Origin of the sequence: Sphingomonas sp. KC8, assembly GCF_002151445.1 — a bacterium.
Taxonomy (GTDB): domain Bacteria; phylum Pseudomonadota; class Alphaproteobacteria; order Sphingomonadales; family Sphingomonadaceae; genus Sphingomonas_E.
In genome coordinates this window covers 936,523-960,481 of the sequence record NZ_CP016306.1, presented here as the reverse complement: position 1 = coordinate 960,481, position 23,959 = coordinate 936,523, and the positions used below count along the sequence as shown (strand labels likewise).

Sequence of the window (23,959 nt, the reverse complement as noted above, 5' to 3'; positions counted from 1 at the left end):
ATGCCCGGTAATGGGAGAGGCTGAGTGAAGAATCTTTTGAATATCATGCTGGCAGCAACCGCGCTGACCGGCGTTTCCACTGCAGTGGCGACTTCGCCGGCCATGGCGGCACCGGCAGCGGGCCGACCCAACATCATCGTCGTCATTGTCGATGACATGGGTTTTTCGGATATCGGTGCGTTCGGCAGTGAAATCCGCACGCCTAACCTGGATGCGCTGGCAACCGGGGGGGTGCGTTTCAACAATTTCCACACGACACCGGTTTGTTCGCCAACGCGTGCTGAACTGCTGACGGGGGTCGACCACCATCAAACAGGGATCGGCACTTTCCCCGAACTCCTTCAGGATAATCAGGCGGGTAAGCCAGGTTATGAAGGCTATCTCAACAATCGAGTGGTGACGATTGCCGAACGGCTGCGTGATGCCGGGTACAAGACGATCCAATCTGGAAAGTGGCACCTTGGTTACGATCCCGCGGCGAATCCCGCTGCTCGCGGTTTTGAACGATCGTTCGCGATGCTCGGTGGTGGACATAATCATTTCGGAAGAGATGCAGAGCGCAGCCGGCCGGATATGCCCAATGTCGGCATCGTCTACACGCTCGACGGGAAGCAGGTGGGGATTCCTGACAATTTCTACTCGTCGGATTATTTCAGTGATCGCCTTATGGAATTTCTGCCAGCGAAGGGCGATCGGCGTCCGTTTTTTGGATATCTTGCGCTGACGGCGCCACATTATCCGCTGCATGCGCCACCAGAAGACATCAAACGATATGCCGGGAAATATGATGCGGGCTATGATGTGCTGCGTACGCAGCGGCTGGCGAAGCTCAAGGCGTTGAACCTGATCCCGGCAGATGTGGAGCCGCATTCGCAAACATCCACGGTGCGCTGGTACAGCCTTTCAGACGATGAAAAGCGGATCGAGGCACGCAAGATGGAAGTCTATGCCGCAATGGTGGATCGCGTCGATCAGAATATCGGCCGGCTGATCGCAGAACTGAAGAAGCGCGGTGTCTACGACAATACGGTGATCATGTTCCTGTCCGACAATGGCCCGGAAGGCCATGAACTCGATAAATCGTTCATCATCCCGGAAGCGGGCAAGGCGATGTTGGCTAATGCCGACAATCGGCTGGAATCGATCGGAACCGAACAATCCTACATCTGGTATGGCCCGAACTGGGCTGAAGCGGCGTCGGCACCCTTTCGGAAATCGAAGTCCTTTCCAACCGAAGGCGGAACGCGGGTAACAGCGTTCATGAGCTACCCCAGGCAGCTCAAAGGCCGGATCGACACAGCCTACACATCGGTGCGCGATGTAGTGCCGACACTGCTGCAATATGCTGCGATTGATACGGATTTGACCCATTTCAACGGACGGGACGTGCTGGCCCCACAAGGCGCATCCTTTGCCGCCCGGATTGCCCCCGGTGCGCGGACGGAAGTCTTGCCGCCGTTATTCGCGGCGGGCGAAATGTTCGGACGACGTTATGTGCGCAAGGGCAATTGGAAGGCGGTTCACATTCCGCCACCAACGGGGTCTGGCCGCTGGGAACTGTTCGATATGGATAAAGACCCGGGGGAAGTGCACGATCTGGGCCGTGATCACCGTGACGTGCTCGCGGACCTTGTCAGATCGTGGAACATATATGCTGCGGAAAAGGGCGTCGTGCCCCCGATCATTCCCGGTAACTGACGGCAGGCAATGGGGCCATCGTGTCGAACGATGGCCCCATTCGGATCAGCTGCCGAGGTGGCCCTTGGCGGCGTCGATCGCGCGTGGCTTGCGTCCCGCCTTCGCAGGGGCAGCTTTCTTGGCAACCGTCTGTCCGGGTTTGCGGCCCAGGCCGATCTTGTGCGCCAGGGCGCGGCGCTGTTCCGCATAGTTCGGCGCGACCATCGGATAATCGGCCGGCAGGTTCCATTTGGCTCGGTATTGCTCGGGTGTCATCTGATAGGCTGTCATCAGGTGCCGTTTCAGCATCTTCAGCTTTTTGCCGTCTTCGAGGCACACGATGAAATCGGGTTTCACCGACGCGCGGATCGAAACTGCCGGCTCCTGTTTTTCAATTTCCGCTACCACGGGCGCGCCAAGGCCTGTCAGTGCGCCGTGGACATTGGCGATCAGCGCCGGAAGGTCGGATACTGCTACGCTATTGTTGCTCACATGGGCGGAAACGATGTCGGCGGTGAGCGCGACGAGATTTTCGATCTGATCGTTATTCATGATTTGCGGCCGGTCCTATTATTTTGTTGGTGCCGCGGATTTAGAGATTCTTCCAATTATATTCAATATCTCTGATGGGGTGCGCGTTTTGGCGCTTGCGAGCCGTCATTGGCGGATATTAGACGTTGATGATCAGCGTCCCGCGAGTGCCTGACCGATAACATCGGCCAATATCGCAATCGCTCCCTGAATGTCGCGGGCATAGAGGGATATCGCCATCGGTGGCACCGGGCCAAAATCCGTATTCCGCTGCACATCATATCCACGAGCTGCAGCAAGCGGGAGAAGCGAAACGCCCAATCCTGCAGCAACCGCGGTCGCAACGCTTTGCAGACTGCCCCCGGTGAAAGCGACGTACCAGCGCCGTCCATCCTGTTCGATCCGGTCGAACATCGTATCGCGATACAAGGCACCCGGCGGGAACGTTACCAACGGGATCGGGTCTCTTGCAGTGAACGTGCAATCGATCCTTTCGAACCAGCCCAGGGGTTCTGGAAAAGAAATGTGGCAATCGGGGGCTGGAAAATTCTCTTTCGTGACGACGATGTCCAGTTCACCCGCCCGATACTGTGCAGCCAAATTGCGGCTTAGTCCTGTTGTCACATCAAGCCTGATATGGGGGTGCAGCGTCGTGAACCGGGCGAAGGCATTGGCCATCGCGCTTGTCGCGAGATCTTCGGGCAGCCCGATGCGGACTGCTTCCAGGCCGATAGGATTGTCAAGCAGTATCGCAACCTCGTCCTGAAGCTTGAGGATGCGTCGTGCGTGGCCCAGCAGGCGTTCACCCGCAGCCGTGGGACGGGCAGGGCGGGAGGACCGGTCAATCAATTCGTGACCGACGGCCAGTTCAAGCCGCGCAAGTTGCTGGCTAATCGTTGATTGCGTCATGTTGGTCTGGATCGCGGCCCGCGTGAAATTTCCGCAGTCCGCGATCACCACGAAGCTGCGGAGCAGTCGAGGATCAAGCATCAAAATCATCAAATCTGTGCATGAGTATGATTATAACATGTAATTTGTGAATGTTGCATCATGTTCCTAGCCTGACGCGGATCAGTGTGGGAAATTCGAATGAAGCCGTTTTTGTATGGCGCCATGGGCGCCGCCATTGCCCCTGCATCCCCCGTTTGTGTGCGTGCGGCGCAAGCCGGTGTTAACATCATCGTCGGCACCGATGCGGCCTTTCTCAGTTCCTTCAACTATCCGGGCATCAGCCCTGTTCAGGCGCTGGCGGCGGCCACGCGGGCCGGGCCGGCATGGTTCGGCAAACTTGATCGCCACGGCGCAATTGCGTCGGGAAAGGTGGCCAGCGAACAATGATCGAACGCCTATTTACGAACGCACGCCTGCCCGATGGGCGTACGGCCACTCTGGCGGTCAGTGGTGGCCGATTCATACGCATCGGTTCCGTAGACCCCAGCGAACGCGCGGCCGAAGCGATCGATCTGGGCGGCCGGGTGGTTCTGCCCGGTTTCGTCGACGGACATATCCATCTCGACAAAAGTTTCGTCGGCGATTGTTGGCGACCGCATCGGCCGGCGGCGACCTTGCGTGAACGGCTCGCGGTGGAAAAGGCGTTGCTGAAGGATGCCAGGCCCATTGCCGAGCGCGCATCGGCGCTGATCGCGCGCGCGGCGGCGTTTGGAACAATCGCGATGCGCTGCCATGTCGATGTCGACGCCACGGTCGGCCTCGAAAATCTGCACGGGGTGATGGAAGCGCGGGATCGGTGGCGTGGGCTTGTTGATATTGAACTGGTGGCCTTTCCACAGGCGGGCATTCTGGCATGCCCGGGCACGAGAGAGTTCCTTGATGCCGCGATTATGGAAGGGGCGGCGGTGATCGGCGGCATCGATCCATCCGCGTTGGATATCGATGCGGCTGCGCATCTTGATATCGTGTTCGGGATAGCCGACCGGCGGGGGGCTAAAGTTGATATTCACCTGCACGAACCGGGGATGCACGGCATCGAACAACTGTTGCGTATCGCGGATCGGACCCGTGCGTTGGGTCTTGGTGGTCGTGTGGTGGTGAGTCACGCTTATGCGCTGGGCGATGTCGACAGCGCCACCGTCGATCGCACCGCTGCAACGCTGGCTGCGGCGGGCGTGGCGATCATGACCAATGCGCCCGGCGATCGGGCATTCCCGCCGATCCTCCGATTGCGCGCTGCCGGCGTTCATGTCTTTTCCGGCAATGATAATATTCGCGATGCCTGGTGGCCCTATGGCAATGGCGACATGCTGCAACGGGCGATGTTGATCGGGTATAGATCCGGCTTCTACACCGACAACGACCTTCTCACCGCGCTTGCCATGGCGACTTGCGACGGCGCGCTTGCGCTGGGGATCGAGGATTATGGCCTTGGCGTTGGGCGCGAGGCGACCTTCATCGCCGTGGATGCCCAGAATGCCGCCGCTGCCGTTGCCGAGGTACCGGCCGGGCGCATGGTGGTTCGCCGGGGGGCGCTGATGCAGGACTGGCAGATATTCTGAGTCTCTCACACATCATGGGATTGTCGGGGCGATCAGTCGTCCTTATAGCAGCGCTCGCAACGCCCTGAACGGGATCGGCGCAGGACGGACGCAAGGCGGACCGACCAAGCCGGCTTGAATGGACCTTGCGATATTCGGGCCGGTGTTTCATAGGCTCGGATCGACCGGTGCGGACCCCTGAAGAGGGCCAGACCCGCAGGTAGCCGGATGTCGGGGAGTGGCGCAGTCTGGTAGCGCACCTGGTTTGGGACCAGGGGGCCGTAGGTTCGAATCCTATCTCCCCGACCATCATTTGAAAATGGCGGAAATCTGCGGTTTTTTGGCCAACGTTCCGTGCCGCCTGGGCGCGGGCACGACTTTTGTCCTTTGAAATAAGGGCAGCGTTTTTTCAAACCTTCCGAGCGGTAAGTCGCACCCGGTAAGCCCGTCTTTCATTGCCGCTGCGCCATTGGAAACCGATCTGTTTGTGCTGCCGAACAATGCGGGATTGGCGGATGACAAATTGATCCACATAATCCGATGCTTCGCCAGCCGGGAGACGTCGATGAAAACCAATGCGATCAACCGTCAGTGGCTGCTCGCCCGTCGCCCTTCTGGTATGGTGCGGGAAACGGATTTCCAGCGTGTGGATGTGGCATTGCCGGTAGCCAATCTTCCGGCCGGAGAAATCCTTGTTCGCAATGTGATGCTGGGTTTCGATCCGGCCCAGCGCGGCTGGATGGATGACGCGCCGGGATACATGCCGCCCATGGAAATTGGCGTGCCTGTGCGGGGGAGCGCTGCGGCGTGGGTGGTTGCGTCCGAAAACCCCGATTATCCGGTCGGTGCGCTCGTGCGCGGCTTGTTCGGCTGGCAAGATTATGCAGTGGCCAACCGGAGGGATGACGCCCCGCCGATGAGGGTGCCGGCTGGCTTGTCACCAGAACAGGCACTGGGCCTCTTCGGGGGGGCAAGCCTTACGGCTTATATCGGTTTGCTGGAAGTTGGTAGGCTGCGTGAAGGAGACAGGGTGCTTGTTTCCGGGGCTGCGGGTGCGGTTGGATCGATGGCAGTGCAGATCGCCAGATTAAAGGGCGCCCACGTCATCGGGATCGCCGGCGGGCCAGAAAAGTGCAGATGGCTGACGGCTGAATATGGTGCCGACGCGGCGATAGATTATAAATCCGAAAATGTTGCGGATCGACTGGCGGCGTTATGCCCGCAAGGCATTGATCTTTTTTTCGACAATGTCGGTGGCGCTATTCTGGAGGCCGGAATTGCGAACCTCGCGCTGTTTGGTCGAATCGTGCTGTGCGGTGCGATTTCGGGCTATAACGATGTCACGCCGTCGCCAGGGCCCCGCAATCTTATGAACCTTGTGCGCCAGCGCGCTGTCATGCGTGGGTTTATCCTGCTGGATCATCTTGATCAGGCGCCAGCTGCAATGGCCGAACTCGGCCAGTGGGTCGGTGAAGGACGTATTCGCCACCGCGATGATATCCAGGTGGGTTTTGAGAATGTTCCGCAGACCTTCCTGCGGCTGTTCCGAGGGGAGAATAGAGGGAAGCAGCTTCTTCGGATCGACGAGTCCCAATAATGGCACTAACAACCGATCTTGAAATGAAGATACCGGTGAGGGGCATTTCCAACGTAGCTATTTAGAATGCAAAACCGTGCACAATGATTGACAATTGCGAGTAGCGCGACGCTGTCCCGTCACCAATATGTGGCTGGAAAGATGGCTCGGTCGCCATATAGTCTCATCCAGCGGCGGCCGAATCGGTGTCGCATGTGGGAGGATCAGGGCATGATCAACTTCATCATTGCACTAATCATGGGCGGGATCATCGGCTGGCTGGCCAGCAAGGTCATGAACACCGATGCGCAACAGGGCGTGTTCCTGAATGTGGTTGTCGGCTGTATCGGGTCCATGCTTGGCGGCTGGCTTTTCAGCTTTCTGACGGGTGGCACGCAGAATTTGCGTGATGCACCGTTCAATCCCGTTACGCTGGTTGTCGCGTTCGGCGGTGCGATCGTGTTGCTTGGTATCGTCAACCTGATCCGTCGTGGCCAGGTCCGGTGATTTGATCTGGGTGAGGCGGGTTTATCCCGCCTCATTCATGATATTCTGTATTTAAAATGGGTGGTCACGCATTTGCGGCAGCGGTGGAACGTCCGCCTGAATGGAGCTATCCATGCTACGGCTGCGCCAGCATGTCATCATCGACTGCCTCGCTTGCTGTTCCGGTTGCGACGGTCACGACTGACGCCCCGACGACAAGCATGATCGCCAGCCACTGAACCGCCGACAGCATTTCCCCCAGCAGCAGGACGCCGGCGATTGCGCCCACAGCTGGTTCGATGCTCACCAGAACGCCGAAATTCCGTGGCGGAATATGTTTTAGCGCAACCATTTCAAGTGAGTAGGGAATCGCGCTCGACAAAATGGCGGCGCCAAGACCCACCAGCATGAAATGAAGGGTGAAGAAGTCGGCACCCGCGCTGTAAATGCCGACGGGCACAACGATCAGCGCCGCCGTGGCCATGCCCAGTGATACCGCATGGCCGCTGTGAAGGTGGCTCGCTCGCTTGCCGAGGACAATATACAGGCCCCAGCATATTGCTGCCATCAAGGCGTAAGCCACGCCGGTCGGATCAAGCGTGCTGCCGGTGGCGCGGATTGGCAGCAATAGCGCCAGGCCCGCGACTGCGAGGCCCACCGCGCCAAAATGGACCAGGCGTCGCGACAGAAGCAGGGCGACGGTTAGCGGGCCGAGAAATTCGATCGCGATGGCCACGCCGAGCGGTATCGTGCGCAATGCCATGTAAAAGCTGAGGTTCATCAACCCCATGACGGCGCCATATTGCGCGACCGCCAGCAAATCGCGTGTCGCCAGTCTTGTCCGCCATGGCCGCCAGATCAGCAACAGGAGGATTGCGGCAAACCCCACCCGATAGCCGGATGTCGCCTCTGCCCCGACAAGCGGAAACAATTGCTTAGCAAGCGAAGTGCCGATGACGAGTGTCAGGATCGCGCCAAGCATGGCGGCATAGGGCGCAAGATTGGCGGCGGCGCGGTTGCGGGCGGGGGATAATGCGAAATTCATGGCCACCAAATAATCGAAGAAGGCTGGCATTTTTCGGCGATCTTGGTCATGGAATGATGGTTTCAGTTAGAATTGCGGGCCGTAATGACGGAAACAGTCATCCTTGACGCATTCGATCGCCGCCTGATCGATCATGTGCGGCGCAACAATCTGGAACCGGCCCGATCCTTGGCCGAGAAGGTCGGCCTGTCGGAAAGTGCCGTGCTCCGCCGCCTTCGCAGGTTGCGGGCAGAGGGCGTGATTGCTGCGGACGTTTCGATCATCGATCCGGCCAGGTTGGCACCCGCTATCACCATCCATGTTCTGGTCGAATTGGACCGTAGCGGATTGAAGGCCGAGCGCGCATTTGCGGCGAAACTGGCGGCGCGAAGCGAAGTTGTCGGCGCGTGGAACGTTACCGGGCGCACCGACTTTGTCGTCATGGTCAGCGTCCCATCAATCGAAGTCTACCAGGTTTTTGCCGATGAAGTGCTGGCCGACGACGGTCATATCCGGACGTTCGAGACGTTGGTCAGTCTGCGCGAAATCGTACGGTTCGATCCGATGCGGGCCGGCCAGCCAACATAAGGCGCGCGGTGATGTGTGGAAATGATCAGGTGCGCAGGCGATAGCCTGTCTTGAAGATCCAGCTGATCACGGCGACGCAGACGAGCATGAACGCGATCGTCATGCCCAGGCTGACGCCTACCGCCACATCTGCCTTGCCGTAAAAGGCCCAGCGAAAGCCATTCACCAGATACACGACGGGGTTGAACAAGGTGATTGTTTGCCACGCAGGCGGTAGCATCTTGATTGAATAGAAAGTGCCGCCGAGGAAGGTGAGTGGCGTGATGATCATGATCGGCACGATCTGCAGTTTTTCAAATCCGTCTGCCCAGACCCCGAGGATGAATCCGAACAGCGAGAATGTAATCGAGATCAGGATAAGGAAAGATGCCGCCCAAAGAGGATGGACAATATCGAACGGAACGAACAATCGTGCGGTGCCAAGGATGATAAGGCCCAAAATTACCGATTTGGTGGCGGCGGCGCCGACATAACCCATCAGAACTTCCGCGACTGAGACAGGAGCAGACAAAAGTTCGTAGATCGTGCCCGTGAAGCGCGGCAAATAGATGCCAAAGGATGCGTTGGAAATGCTTTCGGTGAGCAGCGCCAGCATGATCAGGCCGGGTACGATGAACGCTCCGTAAGACACGCCGTCAATCATGGCCATCCGGCTGCCGATAGCTGCACCGAAAACGATGAAATAGAGGGACGTGGAGATGACAGGGGACGCCAGGCTCTGAAACAGGGTTCTCCATGTCCGGCCCAGTTCGAACATGTAGATGGATCGGACTGCATGGAAATTCATGAGCGCTGCCTCACCAGATCGACGAAGATATCCTCAAGCGAAGACCGGCTCATGTCGATCGTTTTGAAATCGATGCCGTGCAAGCTTAACTGCTTTATCAGACTGGCAACATCTCCCTCCTGCTCCCCGGCAATCGTCACCGACAGCGTTTGTCCGTCATCCGACAGCAGTAGTGCGTCATTCTCCAGATCGACAGGAATGGCCGCCAGCGGTTGTTTGAGGCCGATTGTCACGCGGGTTCGGCCCAGCTTCTGCATCAGGCTGTGCTTGTCCTCGACCAGGATGATTTCGCCCTTGTTGATCACACCTATGCGGTCGGCCATTTCCTCGGCTTCTTCGATATAATGGGTGGTCAGAATGATCGTGACCCCCTGATCGCGCAAACGGCGAACCATATCCCACATGTCGCGGCGCAATTCGACGTCGACGCCGGCGGTGGGTTCGTCGAGAAACAGGATCGTGGGTTCGTGGGCGAGCGCCTTGGCAATGAGCACACGGCGTTTCATGCCGCCCGAAAGTGCCGATATCCGACTATCTTTCTTGTCCCACAGCGACAGATCCCGCAGCACCCGTTCGATCAGGGCAGGGTTGGGCGGCTTGCCGAACAGGCCCCGGCTGAATTTCACCGTATCCCATACTTTTTCGAACATGTCGGTGGACAGTTCCTGAGGCACCAGGCCGATTTTCGCGCGTGCGGCGCGATAGTCGCGCAGGATATCATGCCCGTCGGCGATCACGGTGCCGCCAGTCGCGCGAACGAGGCCGCAGATGACACCGATCAAGGTCGTCTTGCCCGCACCGTTCGGCCCTAACAGGGCGAAAATTTCGCCCCGTCGGATTTCGAGGTCAACGGACTTGAGCGCCCGATGACCGCCCGAATAGGTTTTGTCGAGTTTGCTGACGATGACGATGGGTTGCGGGGGAGTATCTGTCATGGACGGATCGTGGCGCGAGCAAGGGCAGTGCGTGCGTGCCTGACACAATGGTGCATGAATTTCTCCACGTAGGGGGGAGGGGCTTATTTGGGGGCCATGCGGATAGCGCCGTCAAGGCGGATGACTTCGCCGTTCAGCATCGGATTGGAGATGATGCTGTCGACCAGCATGGCATATTCCTGCGGCTTGCCGAGGCGACTGGGGAAGGGCACCTGCTGGCCGAGCGATTCCGTGGCGGCTGGGGGCAGCCCGGCGAGCATCGGTGTCCAGAAGATGCCCGGCGCAATGGTGACGACGCGAATGGCGTGCTGCGCGAGATCGCGCGCCACGGGCAAGGTTAGCCCGACGACGCCGCCCTTGGACGCAGCGTACGCAGCCTGACCGATCTGGCCATCATAGGCCGCGACCGAGGCTGTGTTGACGATCACGCCGCGCTCTTCGCCGATCGGTTCTGCCTGCGCTGCGCGTGCGGAAAACTGGGCGATCATGTTGAACGTGCCGATCAGATTGATTTCTACCGCGCGGCGGAACGCATCGAGCGCGTGGGGTAGATAGTCCCGTCCGACTGTCTTGATCGCCGGGGCGATGCCGGCGCAGTTGACGAGGATACGGGCCGTTCCGTGCGCTGCTTCAGCGTCCGAAATTGCGTTGGCGACGCTGCCTTCATCCGTGACGTTGACCGGAAAGAAGCGCCCGCCAATATCGGCGGCGACACCCTGGCCGGCTGCGGCGTTCAGATCGAAGATGGCAACTTTCACGCCCTTGGCGGCGAGCATCCGCGCGGTGGCTTCGCCCAATCCGGAAGCGCCGCCCGTGACGATGGCAGCGATGTTGGCATAATCCATGAATATCCCCCTCTACTGGGCGTTTGTCTGGTTCAGGGCAGTTCGATCGCGATTGCGGTTGCTTCACCACCGCCGATGCAAAGGCTTGCCACGCCCCGCCTGAGGCCGCGTTGTTCCAGCGCTGATATCAGGGTCGCGATGATCCGCGCACCGCTCGCGCCGATCGGGTGCCCGAGCGCTGTGGCTCCACCATGGACGTTGAGCTTATCCATCGGAATGCCAAGATCGCGGGCGGCAATCATCGGCACGATCGCGAACGCCTCGTTCACCTCGAACAGATCGACATCGGCAACCGTCCAGCCGGCTTTGGCCAGCACCTTGCGGATGGCATCAACCGGGGCGGTGGTGAATAAAGCGGGGGCATGGGCATGGGCAGCGCTGGCGACCAGCGTTGCCGCGATCGGCAGCCCATGCGTCGCAGCAATGCTGGCTCGTGTCATCACCAAGGCAGCGGCGCCATCGGAGATTGAGGCTGAACTTGCGGCCGTAATCGTGCCGTCCTTGGCGAAGGCGGGTTTCAGTCCGGCAATCTTGTCGGGTTTCGCATTGCCTGGCTGTTCGTCGGTGTCGACTGTCAGGGTGCCTTTGCGGTTCTCAACCTCTACCCCGACGATTTCGCGGGCAAAGGCGCCACTGGCAATTGCGTCGCTGGCGCGTGACAGCGATCGCAGCGCATATTCATCCTGTTCAGCGCGGGTAAACTGATAGGCGCGCGCCGAATCTTCGGCAAAGGCCCCCATCGGCTTGCCTTTTTCATACGCGTCCTCCAGCCCGTCCATCATCATCGTGTCGATCACGCGATCATGGCCGATGCGTGCGCCGCCGCGATGTTTGGGCAGCGCATAAGGGGCGTTGGTCATGCTTTCCATGCCGCCCGCGACGATGATGTCGGCTGCCCCTGCTGCCAGCGCCTCAGCGGCCATGATCGCGGCCTGCATACCTGATCCGCACATCTTGTTGACGGTGGTTGCTTCAACGGATGTGGGCAATCCAGCACCCAGCGCCGCCTGTCGTGCCGGCGCCTGGCCCAGCGCGGCGGGAAGCACGCAGCCCATGTAGATTCGTTCGATCGCATCGGGGGCAACCCCGGCGCGTTCCACAGCGGCGCGTACTGCCGCCGCACCCAGATCGGTTGCCGTTACCCCCGATAATGCGCCCTGAAAACCACCCATCGGTGTACGGGCATATGACGCAATAACGACAGGATCTGCGGACATATCAGGAAAACCTTTCGAAGGCGCATGGGCAATGACTGGAAATATAGTCTTCGGCAGCGGGGATTCCATCGTTGAAGCAGATGCCCTTCAGCGTCGAAGTTCACCGTGCAGGGCCATGCCTGGCTCCGGTCAGTTCCGGCAGGCTTGTGTGAACCAGGTGAACAAGCTGCGATTGCCGTGCGACCCCTGTCTTTGCGAAGATCGAGCGCAGATGCGCCCGAACCGTGTTGCTGGCGATGCCCAGTCGTTCAGCGCTTTCATGGACCGACAACCCGTTCGCGACACATGCCGATATTGCCGCTTCCGTCGGGGTGAGATTGAACAGTTCCCGTAGCGCCTGCGCGTTGACCTGCATCTGCCGTTCCGGATCGCCGAGATAAAGGGCGAGCGCGGGGGCGCTGCCGGCATGCAGGTAATCCGGCGTTTCGATTGGCCGGGCGACGATGCCGATATCGCGGCGTCCCGAGGGCCGTTCGACACGAAAAACATGCCCGGCTGCGGCTTCCGCGGTTGTACGGGCATCCCGCAAGAAAGCACGGAAGTCTGCATCGGCTGTTGCATTGTCGAGTGTAAGGCGGCGGCCCGTGCGTTGTATGCCGTCGGCTTCGTCGAGGATGGCGTCCGCCACCGGATTGCAACGCAGGATGTTGTTCTGGGCATCCAGAATGATCGCGCCCAAGGCGAATTGTTCGACCGCGCCGGAGTAGACGGCATGTTCGGATCGCGACGTTTCCAGTCGCTGATATATGTCCATCGCCTGCCGGATATGCGGGATGATCCGTTCGCAGCGGGTGCGTTCTTCCACGTCGTAGGGCGGCTTGCCGCTGGTGCGGGTGACGCGGATGCACGTCATGAATCCGGCTGTACGCAGATCGAAACCCAGGATGTGGGACGTTCCCTCGAACTGGAGATATTCCCGGTAGAAAGCCGATTGTTTGAAGGCGCCTTCGTTGAGATGTTCGAACTGCGAAATGACCTTGCCTTCGGGCAGATCAGTGAAGGGATCGATCCGGAACAGATGATCGCAATAGGCTTCGATGTCCTGCGGCTTGCCTAATGGTGTGACCATCAGGCTTGGCGCGGAGCTGGCGGCGCGTGACACGATCAGGGTGGCGAACTGGGCGTTCATCTGATCACGTAGTTCGGTCAAAAAGCCGTACCAGGGCTGATCTGCCACCAGCGATGCGTAGAGCGCGCGGACGAGACGGGAAAAATCTTCAAGATCGTCGGGCACATAATTCATTTGGACAATGTCTCCGCGCCACATTCTATTAGGATTGGCCAAAGCCGCAATCGGCACGAGGGGATGATGATGGACGCCGACGATTATTTCGCGATTCAAAACGTGCTGTTCAGTTACCCGTTCGCGCTGGATGCCGGGGATTTCGATGCTGTCGGCGAATTGCTGGGCGATGCCGTGGTGTACAGCGGTGGTGCGATCATGGCCGATCGTGATCCCGCTGCCGTGGCGAAGTCGTTCCGTGATTGGGTGCTGACCTACGCTGACGGGACACCGCGCACGCGGCATATGCTGGCCAATGTGATGATTGTCCCCGAAGGCGAAGGGAAGGTGCGGGCCAGTTCCTATGTCATGGTGTTCCAGCAGGCTGATGATGGGCCATTGCATCCGGTGATTGGTGGCGATTATCTCGATCGGCTTGAGAAGGTCGACGGGCGCTGGCGGATTGTCGAGCGGACGATGGGTAATGATCTGGTTGGTGATCTTTCCCGCCACGGCCGGGATTTCGGGACGATCCGGCCGACGCGGGCAAATGGCGCACGGCCGCTCGCCGGTTAGCGAGCGGCGGCGGGGCGCTGGCGGTTGGCGAGCGAAAGGATCAGCAAGCCGGCCACCAGCGTCGCACTGCCGATGCCGATAAAGGCACCCCATGTTCCAAACCCACTCCGCAACGGATTGGCGGCGAGAGGGTTCAGGAACTGGCCGAGAAACATCGCGCTGATCATCAGGCTGGATGCGCGGGCGTGCAAGGCATGTGGGCTGCGGCCGAGGATGATTGACCCGATATTGGGTTCGACCAGTCCCGCACCCAGGCCGACAATGGCGAAGCCCAGGATCACCATGGGGGTGCCGCCGGGCGCGGCCGCGATCAGGCATCCACCTCCCAGCAGCAGTGCGGTGACCGCAAGAACGGCATATTCGCTCATCCGTCGGCGAAGCATCGCAAAGCTGGCTGATGACAGGACTGCGCCGATCGGGCTGGCGGCAAGGATGAGGGCGGACACGGTTGCACTCGTGCTGCCATGCTCGACGATCAGGAACGGCCCCTGAATGCCGGGCATGAACATGGCGAGCGTGAGGCCGAGGATCGCAAGGTAGAAAGGCCACAACGGCAGCAATGGCGCGAAACCGCCATGATCGGCAATCTCTTCGCCGGGGGCATGGCGTTCGACCACGATGGCAACAAGCACGACGAGTATCGTGCCCAGCATATAAAGCGCAAATGGCCCACGCCAGCCGACCAGATCGACCAGTCCGCCACCGGCAATCAGGCCGCCGATCGCGACGGCCGACGCCAGGCTGACCATCCAGCCGAGAATGGCGTGACGCGCTTCTTCGTCATACCAACGGCCGACAAGCGCGAGTGTGCAGGTCTGGATTGCGCCGCCGGCAAGGCCGAGCAGCAGGCGCGAGGCCGCCAGTTCGGCAAAGCCGTCAACCAGCATTCCCGCGCTGCCGGCCAGCGTGAACAAGGCGGCGGCGGCAAGAAAGGTCGTGCGGATGCCGATCCGTTCGCATAGCAAACTGGCTAGGGGCGCGCCGATGATCAGCATGATCGCCGGCATTGTCATGATCATCTGCGCAAACAGCGCGCCATCTTGTCCGTGGGAAAAGTTGGCGGCCATTGCCGGCAACGCAGGCGCGACGGCCATCGGGATCAGCGAAACCAGCGCCGGGCCGGATAGCGCCACGGCGGCACGGAGCATATTGTGCGTCACGCTTCGGCGATCATGTAGCCGCCGCTTGCGACCAGGCATTCGCCGGTGATGAAGGCCGCCGCCGGACTGGCAAGGAACAGCGCCGGGCCGGCAATGTCATGTGGTTCACCCCATCGGCCGAGCGCCATGCGCTGGGCGGTGGCCGGGCCATAAGCCGGATCGTCGGCATATCGCATTGTCATGGGTGTGCGGACCGGGCCGGGGGCGACCGCGTTGATGCGGATGCCACGTGCCCCCCAGCCTTGCGCCAGCGATTTCGTCATCAGCACCAGCCCCGCCTTGGCGGCGCTGTAACCGGGGAAAATCGAATTGCCGAACACTGCCATCATCGAGACGATCGATACGATTGCGCCGCCGCCGGGCATCGCGCTTGCTTCCAATAATGGCGCGACGGCGGTGGTGAGACGGTGGACGCCCTTGAGGTTGATGTCGACCGCATTGTCGAAATCTTCGGGGTGGCTGGTCGCACCGGCATTGTTGACGAGGATGTCGAGCCGATCGAGCGAGGCGGCGAGCGCATCGGTGCTGGCCGGATCGCCGAGCAGGAACTGTCGATATTCGCCGGGTGGCGGCACGTCATAATCCGTTGCGGCGGGACGGGTGCCGGTTGCGATGACATCCGCGCCGGCATCCGCGAATGCGCGGGCAATGCCGGCACCGATACCGCTGGTTGCCCCGGTTACGAGGACGCGACGGCCGCTGAAATCAAAGGTCACGCCTTGCATCATGTTCATCCTGCTGTCTGGCCGGCATCGACGGGAAGCGCGATCCCGGTGATCTTGCGGGCGTCGTCGGACGCGAGGAAGGCGACGGCGGCCGCGATATCCTCGGGATTGCACAGATCCCCCAGCTTAGGCGAATTGCGCATGACCATATCCATGTCGACGCCATCGGGCAGCGCCACGGCGCCGTGCATCGCGGTCTTCACCCCTGTCGGGCAGATCGCGTTGATGCGGACGCCGGCAGCGGCAAATTCGATTGCCAGCGATTTGGTAAGCGCGACGACCCCGGCCTTCGATGCGCAATAAGCGGTCGTATATGGGATGCCGACAAGACCGGCGGCCGAACTCATGTTGACGATGCAACCCTTCGTCTCGACGAGATGCGGGATTGCCGCGCGGCTGAGGTGCCAGACGCCCGACAGGTTGATGCGCAGCATCCGTTCCCAGCGATCATCATCGAAATCGGCCATCGGCCCCCAGTCCATGATGCCGGCGATGTTGCAGAGGATATCGATCCGGCCCGCCACTGCGATCGCCTGTGCCACCAGATTGCGGCATGATTGGGCGTCGCCGGCATCGAAGGCGATCGCGTCGCCACCCAGTTCGGCGACGGCGTGATCGAGCGCGGCGGCGTTGAGATCGGCCAGGATCAGGCGTGCACCTTCCTGCGCCAGCCGTTGGGCGGTTGCCTTGCCGATCCCCGATGCGGCGCCGGTGACGATTGCCACGCGGCCGGTGAGCCTTCCATTCATGTCAAATCCTTGTCGCGAGTTCGGCGGCGTCGTGCATCGCGCCTTCGATATAACCGACGCCGGTGCAATCGCCGACGGTGTGGACGGTGAAGCCGGCGGCGCGCAGATCATCGGCCAGTGTTTCATCGCCGGTGGCACCCTTGGCGACGATCACCTGATCGGCGGCGATGGTGCGTTCCTGGCCGTTCGGATTGGCATAGCGGACGCGGCCTTCGCTGATGGCGATATCGTGCGCTTCTGGCAGAAGCGTGACGCCGAGTTCCTTCAGTTCATCGAGCATGCGCCAGCGACGGACGACCTGAAGGCCCGCGCCGAACTTGGCGGTATCGTCGAGCACCGTCACCTTGCGGCCGCGATGGGCGAGAAATTCGGCGAGTTCGAGGCCGACCAGTTCGCCGCCGATGATCGCGACCCGTTCGCCGAAGGGCATCCAATATTCGCTGGCCGCGCGGATGAAGCCGGGGCGGGCGGTGAGACCGGTCAGCGCGCCCAATTTCATCGCGGTGCGGGTGGCCCAATCGGTCTTGTCGGCCAGCGTATCGAGATCGAGGCCGAGCATCAGGCGGCGCATATCATCGCCCGAAAAGACGTGGGGGAGATGCGCGCCGGGGATATCGGGCATCGCCCGTTTCGCGCCGGTGGCGACGACGACTTCATCGACGTTGAGCGACTGGAGGAGGGCGGGTGTCGCGCGGCGGTTGAGCATCAGCTTGATGCCGGATTCGGCGATTTCGCGTTTCAGCCAATCGACGATGCCCTGGTTGGGAGCATAGGCGATCGAGGCGAAGCGGGCGGTGCCGCCCAGCGTGTTGGACATTTCCAACAGGGTGACGCGGTGGCCGCGTTTCGCCAGACGGCGCGCGCTTTCCATGCCGGCCGGGCCGCCGCCGACGACCGCGACATGCTTGGTTGCGGGCGCAGGGGTAAGCGCGCGTTCGCGTTCGAAGCCGGTTTCGGCATTGACCGCGCACCGGACCTGCCGGCTGAAGAAAATCTGGCTGATGCAGGTGTAGCAATAGATGCAGGGGCGCACGCTTTCGGGCTTGCCCGCGATCAGCTTGGCGGGAAGGTGTGGATCGGCGAGCAGCTTGCGCCCCATCGTCACGAAATCAAGGCTGCCATCGGCGATGAAGCGATCGGCATCGGCGGGTTCGATCCGGCCGGGGCAGATGACGGGAACGCCGGCGGCAGCGCGGATGCGCGCGGCGGCGGGCACGAAGGCGTTGCGCACGTCGGTCGCGTGGCCGGTGGAATAAGTGGCGCCGCGCCCCGGATGGCCATCGGCGGTGACATGGATCGCGTCCGCCCCGGCCGCTGCCGCCAGCCGCGCGGTTTCGATCGCGTCTTCGACCGTGACGCCGCCGTCGATCAGGAAATGCTGGCTGTCGAGCCGGGGCCAGACGGGCACGGCCGGGCCGACCGCGCGCTTCACCCCGCGAATGATATCGCACAGCAACCGCGCGCGATTTTCGATCGAGCCGCCATAAGCATCGGTGCGGCGGTTGATCAACGGGTTCAAAAAGGACGAGATGAGATAGCCATGGCCCGCATGCAATTCGATCGCATCGACCCCGGCGGACACCGCGCGGGCGGCCGCGCTTGCGAACATCTGGACGAGTTCCTCGATATCCTGCTGGCCCATCACCCGGTAGCGGATCTCGCCCATCGCGGCCATGGGGGCTGTGAAGATGCGATATTCATCTTCCAGGAAACCATCCATCATGTCGCCGCTGTCCTTGCCGATCAGCGGTTCGGACGGGGTCCATAACGGGCGGCCGTCGCGCATGTCGTTCATCGCGACCAAGCCTGCATGCTGCAACTGGACGGCCAGTTTCGCGCCATGGGCGTGCAGTTCTTCGGCGAGCTTGGCGACGCCGGGGATGTGGCGATCATCGGCGATCGCCTCGTTGCGCCAGTTGCCCGATCCTTCGGGATAGCCGATCGACATCGACCCCATGGTGATCAGCGCGGTGCCGCCCTTGGCGCGCTCGACATAATAAGCGCGAAGCTTGTCGCCGGTAATGCCGTCTTCATCGGCGAGGTTGGACCCCATCGGCGTCATGAAGATGCGATTGCGCACCTCCATCGCCCCGATCCGGCCGGGTTTAAGCAAATGTGCGAACGTCTGCGCCATGGCGGCTGTCTTGTCCTCTCATGCAGGCCTTATGCCGGCCCTGTCATCTTGTTGATCCGCCCGTGTCGAGCGCAGTCGAGACACGGACGGGGAAGGGGCGCATCCGGATATGGGCCGGTCAGCCCGATACCGGGCCATCATCCGCGCTCCACGACGCGCCGGGGGCGAGCGTGCGCTTGATCACTTCGGGATTGAGATATTCGCGCCAGCGGGTGATGCGGCCATCCGCGAAATCGACGATGCTGACATAGCCGTTTTCGTAAGGCAGCCCGGTCGGCAGATAGGTGCTGTGCGAAGTATATTCGGCCACCAGCGCGTTGGGATTGGCCATGTCGTGGATGGCGACGATCCGGTAGGCGTAAGGCGCGAAATCGGCCCAGCTGGCTTCCAGGCTGTCGCGAAACCAGCGTGCGCCGCGGGCTTCGGCGGGAAAACCCTCCATCACCGGAAACGGCCATTCGAGCAGCACGTCATCCGCCAGACAGGCCTGGAAGGTATCGAAATCCTTGGTCCCGAGCGCATTCAGCATCTTCAGGAACAGCGCGCGATTGTCCGGCGTCGTCATCATTCTCTCCGTTTGCGGGAGAAGTATGCGCGCAGGCAGAGGAATCCGCCTAGTCGATATGGAGGGGGTGGGCGCGGCACATCTGTCGGGAGCGGACGATACGCTGCCCGCGAGGCCATGCGCCTCTCCCCTAAGCACCTATCCCTTTGCGCTAAGCCCGTTCCGTTGCGAACCTGCAAGGTGCATGGTAGCATAATATTGCTTTCATGCGTGGTCGTTGCATCAGTAATTTCTTCAACTTTTCAAGTTGAAAGGCGATCAACATGCGGAACCTGGCTATTGCGGCAAGTGGATTGATCATTTTAACTGGTTGCGGGGGCAGCGGAAATTCCAGCGAGGGTTCCGATGCTTCCGATCCTGTTCCGTCACATTCCGGAGTTGAGGTGGCGAGTGCGCCGGCCGTCGAAAAGATCGATATCGATTGCGACAAATTCAAACCGCAGGCCGCGGAAAAAGGGCAGCCTGCTGATGATATCGTGGGGCTGCGCCATGGCATGACCGAGGAACAGGTTCGCGGCGTGCTGCTGTGCAAGAACCCAAATTATGCGATCAATGCCAGTAAAAACAGCGCTTCGTTGCCATCAGGCGGCCAGATGTCGCGGGTCGATCTGAACGCGGACACAGGGCTGGATAAAGTGAATGTCTGGCTGCTTGGCCCGCAAGGCGGTGAAAGGGTCGTTCATATCGATCGCACCGTCGAATATGCGGCCGGCAAGGAACTGCCCATCGCGAATATCACGCAGGAATTGTCCGGCAAATATGGGACGTTCGACGTTGCAGCCTATGGCAACCAGCGTTCAGGCTGGATCGTGCGATCGCGCGGCGGCGAGCGCATAACCGATAGCAATACGAGTTACTCTGAATGCCGCAGCCATAGCCTGCGGACGGACAAGGTGGTGCCCTGCCTGCATGCCATTTCCTATGAATTTGTTCCAAACCCGCAAAATCCGGCACTCGCATCGCGATTCAATGTGGGGATCACCAGTTTCGCGATGACGGACCAGATGGTTGCAGCCGCCCGGGACCATAATGCCAAGGCGGTGGAGCAGGCGGAGGAAAATGCGCAGAAGGAAAAGCTGGAACTGTAGTTTCCATCTGCGCACAGGTGCTGGAATGTGTCCGGCCGCGCTGCTGATCAGGCGTCGGCCAATTCTTCCGGCAGCAATTCGGTGTCGATCGCGGCCTGCATCGCCGGGGAATAGCGCGGGCCGGCAACCGCGCCGGGGGTGAAGATCGCGTCGACGGCGGCGATCGTTGCGGAATCCAGCGTCAGATGCGCGGCGGCGACATCTTCTTCGAGATGGGCGATGCTGCGCGTGCCGGGGATGGGGACGATATCGTCGCGCTGGGCCAGCACCCAGCCGAGTCCGAGCTGGGCTGGGGTGCAGCCGGCTTGCGTGGCGACCGCGCGGAAGCGATCGAGCAGCTTCAGATTGTGCGACAACTGCGGTTCGACGAAGCGCGGCATGATCGCGCGGATATCGTCCGCTTCGTAATTGTCATCGGTGACGGCGCCGGCGAGGAAGCCGCGCGCGACGGGCGAGAAGGCGACGAAGCCGATGCCGAGTTCGCGGCAGACATCGAGCACGGCGACTTCGGGATTGCGCACCCAGGGCGAATATTCGGTCTGAAGCGCGGCGATCGGGTGGACGGCGTGGGCGCGGCGGATGGTGGCGGCGCCCATTTCGGACAGGCCGATCGCGCCGATCTTGCCGGCTTCCTTGGCGCGAACGAGCGCGCCGACCGAATCTTCGACCGGCACATTCCGGTCGAGCCGGTGGAGATAATATAGATCGATATGATCGGTGCCGAGGCGGACAAGCGCCTGATCGAGCGTGCGGGCGATCGCATCCGGATGGCCGTTCAGCCCGCGTTCGCCGTCGAACACATCGAGCACGCATTTGCTGGCGAGGGTGTATTCGGCGCGGCGGTGCATCACGGCCTTGCCGATCAGCCGTTCATTATCGCCATAGCCATAGAGCGCGGCGGTATCGAGGAAGGTGACGCCCAGATCGAGCGCCCGATTGAGCAGGCGGGCGCCATCCGCCGCGCTTGGCATACGGCCATAGGCATGGTTGAGATTCATGCAGCCAAGGCCGATGGCTGAGACGGTGAACGGGCCGATGCGACGGGTGGGCAGCGTCATGCAGGCATCCTCAAAAGCTGTAGACCAGGGTGGCGCGGCTCAATGTATCGACGGGATCGCGGCCGGCCGGCGCATCGCGTTCATACTGGATGTTGTAGGACAGCCGCGTTTTCAGCGGGCCGAACAATTTGGTGTCCAGCGCGATCGACGAAGTGGCGTTGGTGCTGCCGGATTCGACGTAGAGCGCCGCATCCTGCGTCAGGCTAACCGTCGGCGCGATCTGCCAGCGCAGCGCCATCGAGGCGCGGCCGGCGATCGTGGTCTTGCCCGGTTCGGCGATGAAATCGGTGTATCGCACGGCCGGGCCGCCTTCGAAATCGAGCTTCATCTTGTCGTTGGAAACCAGGCTGTAGCCGAAACCGCCGCCCAGCGTGTAGCGATTGTCATACCCCAGAAACCGATCATGTTCGTACTGGCCAAGGCCATAAGCGTAGAAGCGATCGTCGAATTTCAAATTGGGCTGGTAGCTGGCGAGGATGCGTTCGGTGGTGGTGACGCCGCTGGTTTCCTGAAGATCGGCGCGGGCGTTGAAGCGATGGCGCACGCGCACCCCTTCCCGTTCCCCCTTGGCCGAACCATAAAGGCCAAGCGCACGGGTGTTGCCGGTGGAACGCGACCCGCCGAGTTCGACCTCGCCCTTCCAGTTATCGAAGAAGCTGGCGTTGGACAGGCGCGCGATCCGTTCGCGTTCGGCGGTGGCCTTCTTTTCGGCGACGACGGCGTTGTAGTCGTCCTTCAGCGCATCGGCCTGATTGGCGGCCCATGGCGCCGTCTTGCGGGCGAGCCTGGCAATGGCGGAGACGGTTTGCGGATCATCGCTGGCGATCGCCGCGTCGAGCAGCGCGCGCACCGAAGGCGGCAGTTCGGTGGGCGGCGGCGGGGCGATCCGCGGCATGGGCAAAGGCTGAGCCGGCGGCGGGGGTGCTGCGACGATCGGCGTCAGCAGCAGCGGCGGCACGGATGGCGGCGCGGGCGCGGTCTGTGGCGGTTCGATCAGGGGCGCGAGCAGGGCGAAGGCAAGGAAGGGGAGCATCAAATCGGTCTCGTCCGGCCGGGGAGCGGCTGTGGCGTGCAATCAGAGATAGTCTGCAAATTCCTCTAGCACATCGGAATAGAGCTTGCGCTTGAACGGGACGATCATGTCCGGCAGTTCAGCCGGTTCCCCCCACCGCCAGCCGCGAAATTCGGGTTCGGCGGTGTCGAGGTTCACATCTTCGTCGGTGCCGAGGAAGCGGGCGAGGAACCAATATTGGCGCTGGCCGCGATAGCGCCCCTTCCACACCTTGCCGACGAGTTCGGGGGGGAGATCGTAGAAGAACGGCGCGCGCGCCTCAGCGATGATTTCGACCAGATGGGGCGGGATGCCGGTTTCTTCCTCAAGCTCGCGCAGCATGCCGGCTTGCGGGGTTTCGCCTTCGTCGAGACCGCCTTGCGGCATCTGCCACGCTTCCGCGGCATTATCGATGCGCAGCGCGACGAACACCTTGTTGTCGGCGTTGAGCAGCATCACGGCGGCGGCATCGCGATAGGGCAGGGTGCTTTGGCTCATGCGGCGGGTTCCAGTTCGGCGATGATGGCCTTGAGGGCGGTGATGCAGCCGGCGAGATCGCCCTGCGACGACGGGACCGCCTTTCGCATGTTGAGGAAGCCGTGAATGTTGCCGGCGGCCTCGCGATAGACGGTGGGCACGCCCGCCTGAACGAGGGCGGCGGCATAAGCCCGGCCCGAATCACGCAAGGGATCGAGGCTGGCGGTGACGACCAAAGTGGGGGGTGTGCCGGCATGATCGGCCTTCAAGGGCGTTGCGCGATGGTCTGAATAATCGGCGGCGTAGGATTCGTGGAACCAGTTCATCGACGCCGCATCGAGGAAGTAGCCGTTCGAAAACTCGCGATAGGAATAGTATTTTCCGGTCGGATCGGGGGCGGGGTAAATCGGCCACTGCGCCAGCACCGGCACCGCGGCCGGCGTATCGCGCAGCGCCAGCGTGGTGACGATGGTGAGCGTGCCGCCTGCGCTGTCCCCCGCGAGGATGAGACTGGTGGCGATCCGCCCGGTTTCGGCCGGGTTGGATGCGATCCAACGGGCCGCCGCCTCGCAATCATCGGGGGCGGCGGGCCAGGGATTTTCGGGCGCGAGGCGATAATCGACCGCGATCACCGGCAGATCGAGCTGGCGGGCGATTTCGGCGCAGATCGGTTCATGGCTGTGCAGATCGCCGAGAATGAAGCCGCCGCCGTGGAAATAGACCAGCACCGGACCCGCGTCGCGCGTTTCGCGGGCATCATAGAGGCGGGCTGGAATATCGGCGCCGGCCGGGCCGGGGATGTTAAGATCGCGGATGACGGCGAGTTCGCCCACCGGCAGATCGATCAGATCGCGCCCCGCGCGCAACGCCGCGCGCGCCGCAACGGGGCCGAGTTCGTGCATCTTGGGACCGGGAATGGCGGATGCGAAATCGATGAAGGTGCGGACATCGGGACGAATGAAAGGCGAAGTCATGCGCGCGGGTCTCCAGAGGCTG

26 protein-coding genes and 1 tRNA gene are annotated in these 23,959 nt (G+C 61.4%); 9 read left to right on the top strand and 18 right to left on the bottom strand.

Annotated features, from left to right (window positions below):
* The first annotated feature begins 24 nt into the window (after positions 1 to 24).
* Positions 25 to 1,698 carry an arylsulfatase gene (locus tag KC8_RS04585; protein WP_010124447.1) on the top strand — a complete coding sequence of 558 codons (1,674 nt, stop codon included), beginning with the start codon at positions 25 to 27 and terminating at the stop codon, positions 1,696 to 1,698.
* A 45-nt stretch (positions 1,699 to 1,743) separates the two neighbouring features.
* On the opposite strand, the gene KC8_RS04580 is transcribed toward KC8_RS04585, so the two are convergent.
* Both KC8_RS04580 and KC8_RS04575 read right to left on the bottom strand, forming a co-directional pair.
* A complete protein-coding gene (locus KC8_RS04580; protein WP_010124448.1) occupies positions 1,744 to 2,229 on the bottom strand; it encodes a MucR family transcriptional regulator in 486 nt (161 codons plus the stop codon).
* A 132-nt stretch (positions 2,230 to 2,361) separates the two neighbouring features.
* A complete protein-coding gene (locus KC8_RS04575; RefSeq protein WP_010124449.1) occupies positions 2,362 to 3,207 on the bottom strand; it encodes a LysR family transcriptional regulator in 846 nt (281 codons plus the stop codon).
* A 90-nt stretch (positions 3,208 to 3,297) separates the two neighbouring features.
* Here KC8_RS04575 and KC8_RS04570 point away from each other — a divergent pair, with 90 nt between their 5' ends.
* The 3 genes from KC8_RS04570 to KC8_RS04560 all read left to right on the top strand — a co-directional run bounded on the left by KC8_RS04570 (position 3,298) and on the right by KC8_RS04560 (position 5,009).
* Positions 3,298 to 3,546 carry an amidohydrolase gene (locus tag KC8_RS04570; RefSeq protein ID WP_010124450.1) on the top strand — a complete coding sequence of 83 codons (249 nt, stop codon included), beginning with the start codon at positions 3,298 to 3,300 and terminating at the stop codon, positions 3,544 to 3,546.
* Complete coding sequence (locus KC8_RS04565) at positions 3,543 to 4,721, top strand: amidohydrolase family protein (RefSeq protein ID WP_010124451.1); 1,179 nt, start codon at positions 3,543 to 3,545, stop codon at positions 4,719 to 4,721. Before KC8_RS04570 ends, KC8_RS04565 begins: the two co-directional genes overlap by 4 nt.
* Before the next feature lie 211 nt (positions 4,722 to 4,932).
* Positions 4,933 to 5,009, top strand: a tRNA-Pro gene (locus KC8_RS04560).
* On the opposite strand, the gene KC8_RS20050 is transcribed toward KC8_RS04560, so the two are convergent.
* A complete protein-coding gene (locus KC8_RS20050; RefSeq protein WP_138956633.1) occupies positions 5,010 to 5,234 on the bottom strand; it encodes a hypothetical protein in 225 nt (74 codons plus the stop codon).
* A 31-nt stretch (positions 5,235 to 5,265) separates the two neighbouring features.
* Here KC8_RS20050 and KC8_RS04555 point away from each other — a divergent pair, with 31 nt between their 5' ends.
* Both KC8_RS04555 and KC8_RS04550 read left to right on the top strand, forming a co-directional pair.
* On the top strand, positions 5,266 to 6,297 hold the full coding sequence (locus tag KC8_RS04555; protein WP_029624382.1) for an NADP-dependent oxidoreductase: 1,032 nt from the start codon (positions 5,266 to 5,268) through the stop codon (positions 6,295 to 6,297).
* Between the two features lie 210 nt (positions 6,298 to 6,507).
* Positions 6,508 to 6,783: a GlsB/YeaQ/YmgE family stress response membrane protein gene (locus tag KC8_RS04550; RefSeq protein WP_192807687.1), complete on the top strand. Its 276-nt coding sequence runs from the start codon at positions 6,508 to 6,510 to the stop codon at positions 6,781 to 6,783.
* A gap of 115 nt (positions 6,784 to 6,898) precedes the next feature.
* Here the strand turns inward: KC8_RS04550 and KC8_RS04545 are convergent, their stop codons facing one another.
* Entirely contained in the window at positions 6,899 to 7,807 is a 909-nt protein-coding gene (locus KC8_RS04545; protein ID WP_029624384.1) for an EamA family transporter, read from the bottom strand.
* A gap of 84 nt (positions 7,808 to 7,891) precedes the next feature.
* Here KC8_RS04545 and KC8_RS04540 point away from each other — a divergent pair, with 84 nt between their 5' ends.
* Entirely contained in the window at positions 7,892 to 8,374 is a 483-nt protein-coding gene (locus KC8_RS04540) for an Lrp/AsnC family transcriptional regulator (protein WP_010124456.1), read from the top strand.
* Between the two features lie 25 nt (positions 8,375 to 8,399).
* Here KC8_RS04540 and KC8_RS04535 read toward each other — a convergent pair whose 3' ends face one another.
* The 5 genes from KC8_RS04535 to KC8_RS04515 form a co-directional block, all read right to left on the bottom strand.
* Positions 8,400 to 9,161: an ABC transporter permease gene (locus KC8_RS04535; RefSeq protein WP_010124457.1), complete on the bottom strand. Its 762-nt coding sequence runs from the start codon at positions 9,159 to 9,161 to the stop codon at positions 8,400 to 8,402.
* On the bottom strand, positions 9,158 to 10,096 hold the full coding sequence (locus tag KC8_RS04530) for an ABC transporter ATP-binding protein (protein WP_010124458.1): 939 nt from the start codon (positions 10,094 to 10,096) through the stop codon (positions 9,158 to 9,160). Before KC8_RS04530 ends, KC8_RS04535 begins: the two co-directional genes overlap by 4 nt.
* Positions 10,097 to 10,179: 83 nt before the next feature.
* Entirely contained in the window at positions 10,180 to 10,941 is a 762-nt protein-coding gene (locus KC8_RS04525; RefSeq protein ID WP_010124459.1) for an SDR family NAD(P)-dependent oxidoreductase, read from the bottom strand.
* A gap of 32 nt (positions 10,942 to 10,973) precedes the next feature.
* A complete protein-coding gene (locus tag KC8_RS04520; protein ID WP_010124460.1) occupies positions 10,974 to 12,158 on the bottom strand; it encodes an acetyl-CoA C-acyltransferase in 1,185 nt (394 codons plus the stop codon).
* 100 nt (positions 12,159 to 12,258) lie between these two features.
* Entirely contained in the window at positions 12,259 to 13,401 is a 1,143-nt protein-coding gene (locus tag KC8_RS04515) for a helix-turn-helix transcriptional regulator (RefSeq protein WP_010124462.1), read from the bottom strand.
* 66 nt (positions 13,402 to 13,467) lie between these two features.
* Between KC8_RS04515 and KC8_RS04510 the strand changes: the two genes are divergently transcribed.
* Entirely contained in the window at positions 13,468 to 13,956 is a 489-nt protein-coding gene (locus KC8_RS04510) for a nuclear transport factor 2 family protein (RefSeq protein ID WP_232455621.1), read from the top strand.
* Here KC8_RS04510 and KC8_RS04505 read toward each other — a convergent pair.
* The 5 genes from KC8_RS04505 to KC8_RS04485 form a co-directional block, all read right to left on the bottom strand.
* Positions 13,953 to 15,116: an MFS transporter gene (locus tag KC8_RS04505; protein ID WP_157663897.1), complete on the bottom strand. Its 1,164-nt coding sequence runs from the start codon at positions 15,114 to 15,116 to the stop codon at positions 13,953 to 13,955. The two genes, KC8_RS04510 and KC8_RS04505, sit on opposite strands and share 4 nt — an antisense overlap.
* On the bottom strand, positions 15,113 to 15,841 hold the full coding sequence (locus KC8_RS04500; protein WP_138956634.1) for an SDR family NAD(P)-dependent oxidoreductase: 729 nt from the start codon (positions 15,839 to 15,841) through the stop codon (positions 15,113 to 15,115). Before KC8_RS04500 ends, KC8_RS04505 begins: the two co-directional genes overlap by 4 nt.
* Before the next feature lie 5 nt (positions 15,842 to 15,846).
* Complete coding sequence (locus tag KC8_RS04495; RefSeq protein ID WP_010124466.1) at positions 15,847 to 16,590, bottom strand: SDR family NAD(P)-dependent oxidoreductase; 744 nt, start codon at positions 16,588 to 16,590, stop codon at positions 15,847 to 15,849.
* Position 16,591: 1 nt separating this feature from the next.
* A complete protein-coding gene (locus tag KC8_RS04490; protein ID WP_010124467.1) occupies positions 16,592 to 18,724 on the bottom strand; it encodes an FAD-dependent oxidoreductase in 2,133 nt (710 codons plus the stop codon).
* A 118-nt stretch (positions 18,725 to 18,842) separates the two neighbouring features.
* Entirely contained in the window at positions 18,843 to 19,289 is a 447-nt protein-coding gene (locus KC8_RS04485) for a nuclear transport factor 2 family protein (RefSeq protein ID WP_138956635.1), read from the bottom strand.
* Between the two features lie 383 nt (positions 19,290 to 19,672).
* Between KC8_RS04485 and KC8_RS04480 the strand changes: the two genes are divergently transcribed.
* A complete protein-coding gene (locus KC8_RS04480; protein ID WP_010124470.1) occupies positions 19,673 to 20,377 on the top strand; it encodes a hypothetical protein in 705 nt (234 codons plus the stop codon).
* A gap of 47 nt (positions 20,378 to 20,424) precedes the next feature.
* On the opposite strand, the gene KC8_RS04475 is transcribed toward KC8_RS04480, so the two are convergent.
* Genes KC8_RS04475 through KC8_RS04460 form a run of 4 tightly spaced genes read right to left on the bottom strand, consistent with a single transcriptional unit; the run spans position 20,425 to position 23,937 of the window.
* The gene (locus tag KC8_RS04475; protein ID WP_010124471.1) at positions 20,425 to 21,435 is read right to left on the bottom strand and encodes an aldo/keto reductase; all 1,011 of its coding nucleotides are present in this window, start codon (positions 21,433 to 21,435) and stop codon (positions 20,425 to 20,427) included.
* Between the two features lie 10 nt (positions 21,436 to 21,445).
* Positions 21,446 to 22,468, bottom strand: coding sequence for a DUF481 domain-containing protein (locus tag KC8_RS04470; RefSeq protein WP_050805365.1), 1,023 nt, complete (start codon positions 22,466 to 22,468; stop codon positions 21,446 to 21,448).
* Positions 22,469 to 22,510: 42 nt separating this feature from the next.
* On the bottom strand, positions 22,511 to 22,984 hold the full coding sequence (locus KC8_RS04465) for an RNA pyrophosphohydrolase (RefSeq protein WP_010124473.1): 474 nt from the start codon (positions 22,982 to 22,984) through the stop codon (positions 22,511 to 22,513).
* Complete coding sequence (locus KC8_RS04460) at positions 22,981 to 23,937, bottom strand: alpha/beta hydrolase (protein ID WP_029624386.1); 957 nt, start codon at positions 23,935 to 23,937, stop codon at positions 22,981 to 22,983. Before KC8_RS04460 ends, KC8_RS04465 begins: the two co-directional genes overlap by 4 nt.
* Positions 23,938 to 23,959: the final 22 nt, after the last annotated feature.

What these genes read in the sequence shown, in the direction of transcription:
- KC8_RS04580 (WP_010124448.1), bottom strand. Translation starts at nt 2,229, where the DNA reads ATGAATAACGATCAGATCGAAAATCTCGTCGCGCTCACCGCCGACATC.
- KC8_RS04575 (WP_010124449.1), bottom strand. Translation starts at nt 3,207, where the DNA reads ATGATTTTGATGCTTGATCCTCGACTGCTCCGCAGCTTCGTGGTGATC.
- KC8_RS04570 (WP_010124450.1), top strand. Translation starts at nt 3,298, where the DNA reads ATGAAGCCGTTTTTGTATGGCGCCATGGGCGCCGCCATTGCCCCTGCA.
- KC8_RS04565 (WP_010124451.1), top strand. Translation starts at nt 3,543, where the DNA reads ATGATCGAACGCCTATTTACGAACGCACGCCTGCCCGATGGGCGTACG.
- KC8_RS20050 (WP_138956633.1), bottom strand. Translation starts at nt 5,234, where the DNA reads ATGTGGATCAATTTGTCATCCGCCAATCCCGCATTGTTCGGCAGCACA.
- KC8_RS04555 (WP_029624382.1), top strand. Translation starts at nt 5,266, where the DNA reads ATGAAAACCAATGCGATCAACCGTCAGTGGCTGCTCGCCCGTCGCCCT.
- KC8_RS04550 (WP_192807687.1), top strand. Translation starts at nt 6,508, where the DNA reads ATGATCAACTTCATCATTGCACTAATCATGGGCGGGATCATCGGCTGG.
- KC8_RS04545 (WP_029624384.1), bottom strand. Translation starts at nt 7,807, where the DNA reads ATGAATTTCGCATTATCCCCCGCCCGCAACCGCGCCGCCGCCAATCTT.
- KC8_RS04540 (WP_010124456.1), top strand. Translation starts at nt 7,892, where the DNA reads ATGACGGAAACAGTCATCCTTGACGCATTCGATCGCCGCCTGATCGAT.
- KC8_RS04535 (WP_010124457.1), bottom strand. Translation starts at nt 9,161, where the DNA reads ATGAATTTCCATGCAGTCCGATCCATCTACATGTTCGAACTGGGCCGG.
- KC8_RS04530 (WP_010124458.1), bottom strand. Translation starts at nt 10,096, where the DNA reads ATGACAGATACTCCCCCGCAACCCATCGTCATCGTCAGCAAACTCGAC.
- KC8_RS04525 (WP_010124459.1), bottom strand. Translation starts at nt 10,941, where the DNA reads ATGGATTATGCCAACATCGCTGCCATCGTCACGGGCGGCGCTTCCGGA.
- KC8_RS04520 (WP_010124460.1), bottom strand. Translation starts at nt 12,158, where the DNA reads ATGTCCGCAGATCCTGTCGTTATTGCGTCATATGCCCGTACACCGATG.
- KC8_RS04515 (WP_010124462.1), bottom strand. Translation starts at nt 13,401, where the DNA reads ATGAATTATGTGCCCGACGATCTTGAAGATTTTTCCCGTCTCGTCCGC.
- KC8_RS04510 (WP_232455621.1), top strand. Translation starts at nt 13,468, where the DNA reads ATGATGGACGCCGACGATTATTTCGCGATTCAAAACGTGCTGTTCAGT.
- KC8_RS04500 (WP_138956634.1), bottom strand. Translation starts at nt 15,841, where the DNA reads ATGCAAGGCGTGACCTTTGATTTCAGCGGCCGTCGCGTCCTCGTAACC.
- KC8_RS04495 (WP_010124466.1), bottom strand. Translation starts at nt 16,590, where the DNA reads ATGAATGGAAGGCTCACCGGCCGCGTGGCAATCGTCACCGGCGCCGCA.
- KC8_RS04490 (WP_010124467.1), bottom strand. Translation starts at nt 18,724, where the DNA reads ATGGCGCAGACGTTCGCACATTTGCTTAAACCCGGCCGGATCGGGGCG.
- KC8_RS04485 (WP_138956635.1), bottom strand. Translation starts at nt 19,289, where the DNA reads ATGACGACGCCGGACAATCGCGCGCTGTTCCTGAAGATGCTGAATGCG.
- KC8_RS04475 (WP_010124471.1), bottom strand. Translation starts at nt 21,435, where the DNA reads ATGACGCTGCCCACCCGTCGCATCGGCCCGTTCACCGTCTCAGCCATC.
- KC8_RS04470 (WP_050805365.1), bottom strand. Translation starts at nt 22,468, where the DNA reads ATGCTCCCCTTCCTTGCCTTCGCCCTGCTCGCGCCCCTGATCGAACCG.
- KC8_RS04465 (WP_010124473.1), bottom strand. Translation starts at nt 22,984, where the DNA reads ATGAGCCAAAGCACCCTGCCCTATCGCGATGCCGCCGCCGTGATGCTG.
- KC8_RS04460 (WP_029624386.1), bottom strand. Translation starts at nt 23,937, where the DNA reads ATGACTTCGCCTTTCATTCGTCCCGATGTCCGCACCTTCATCGATTTC.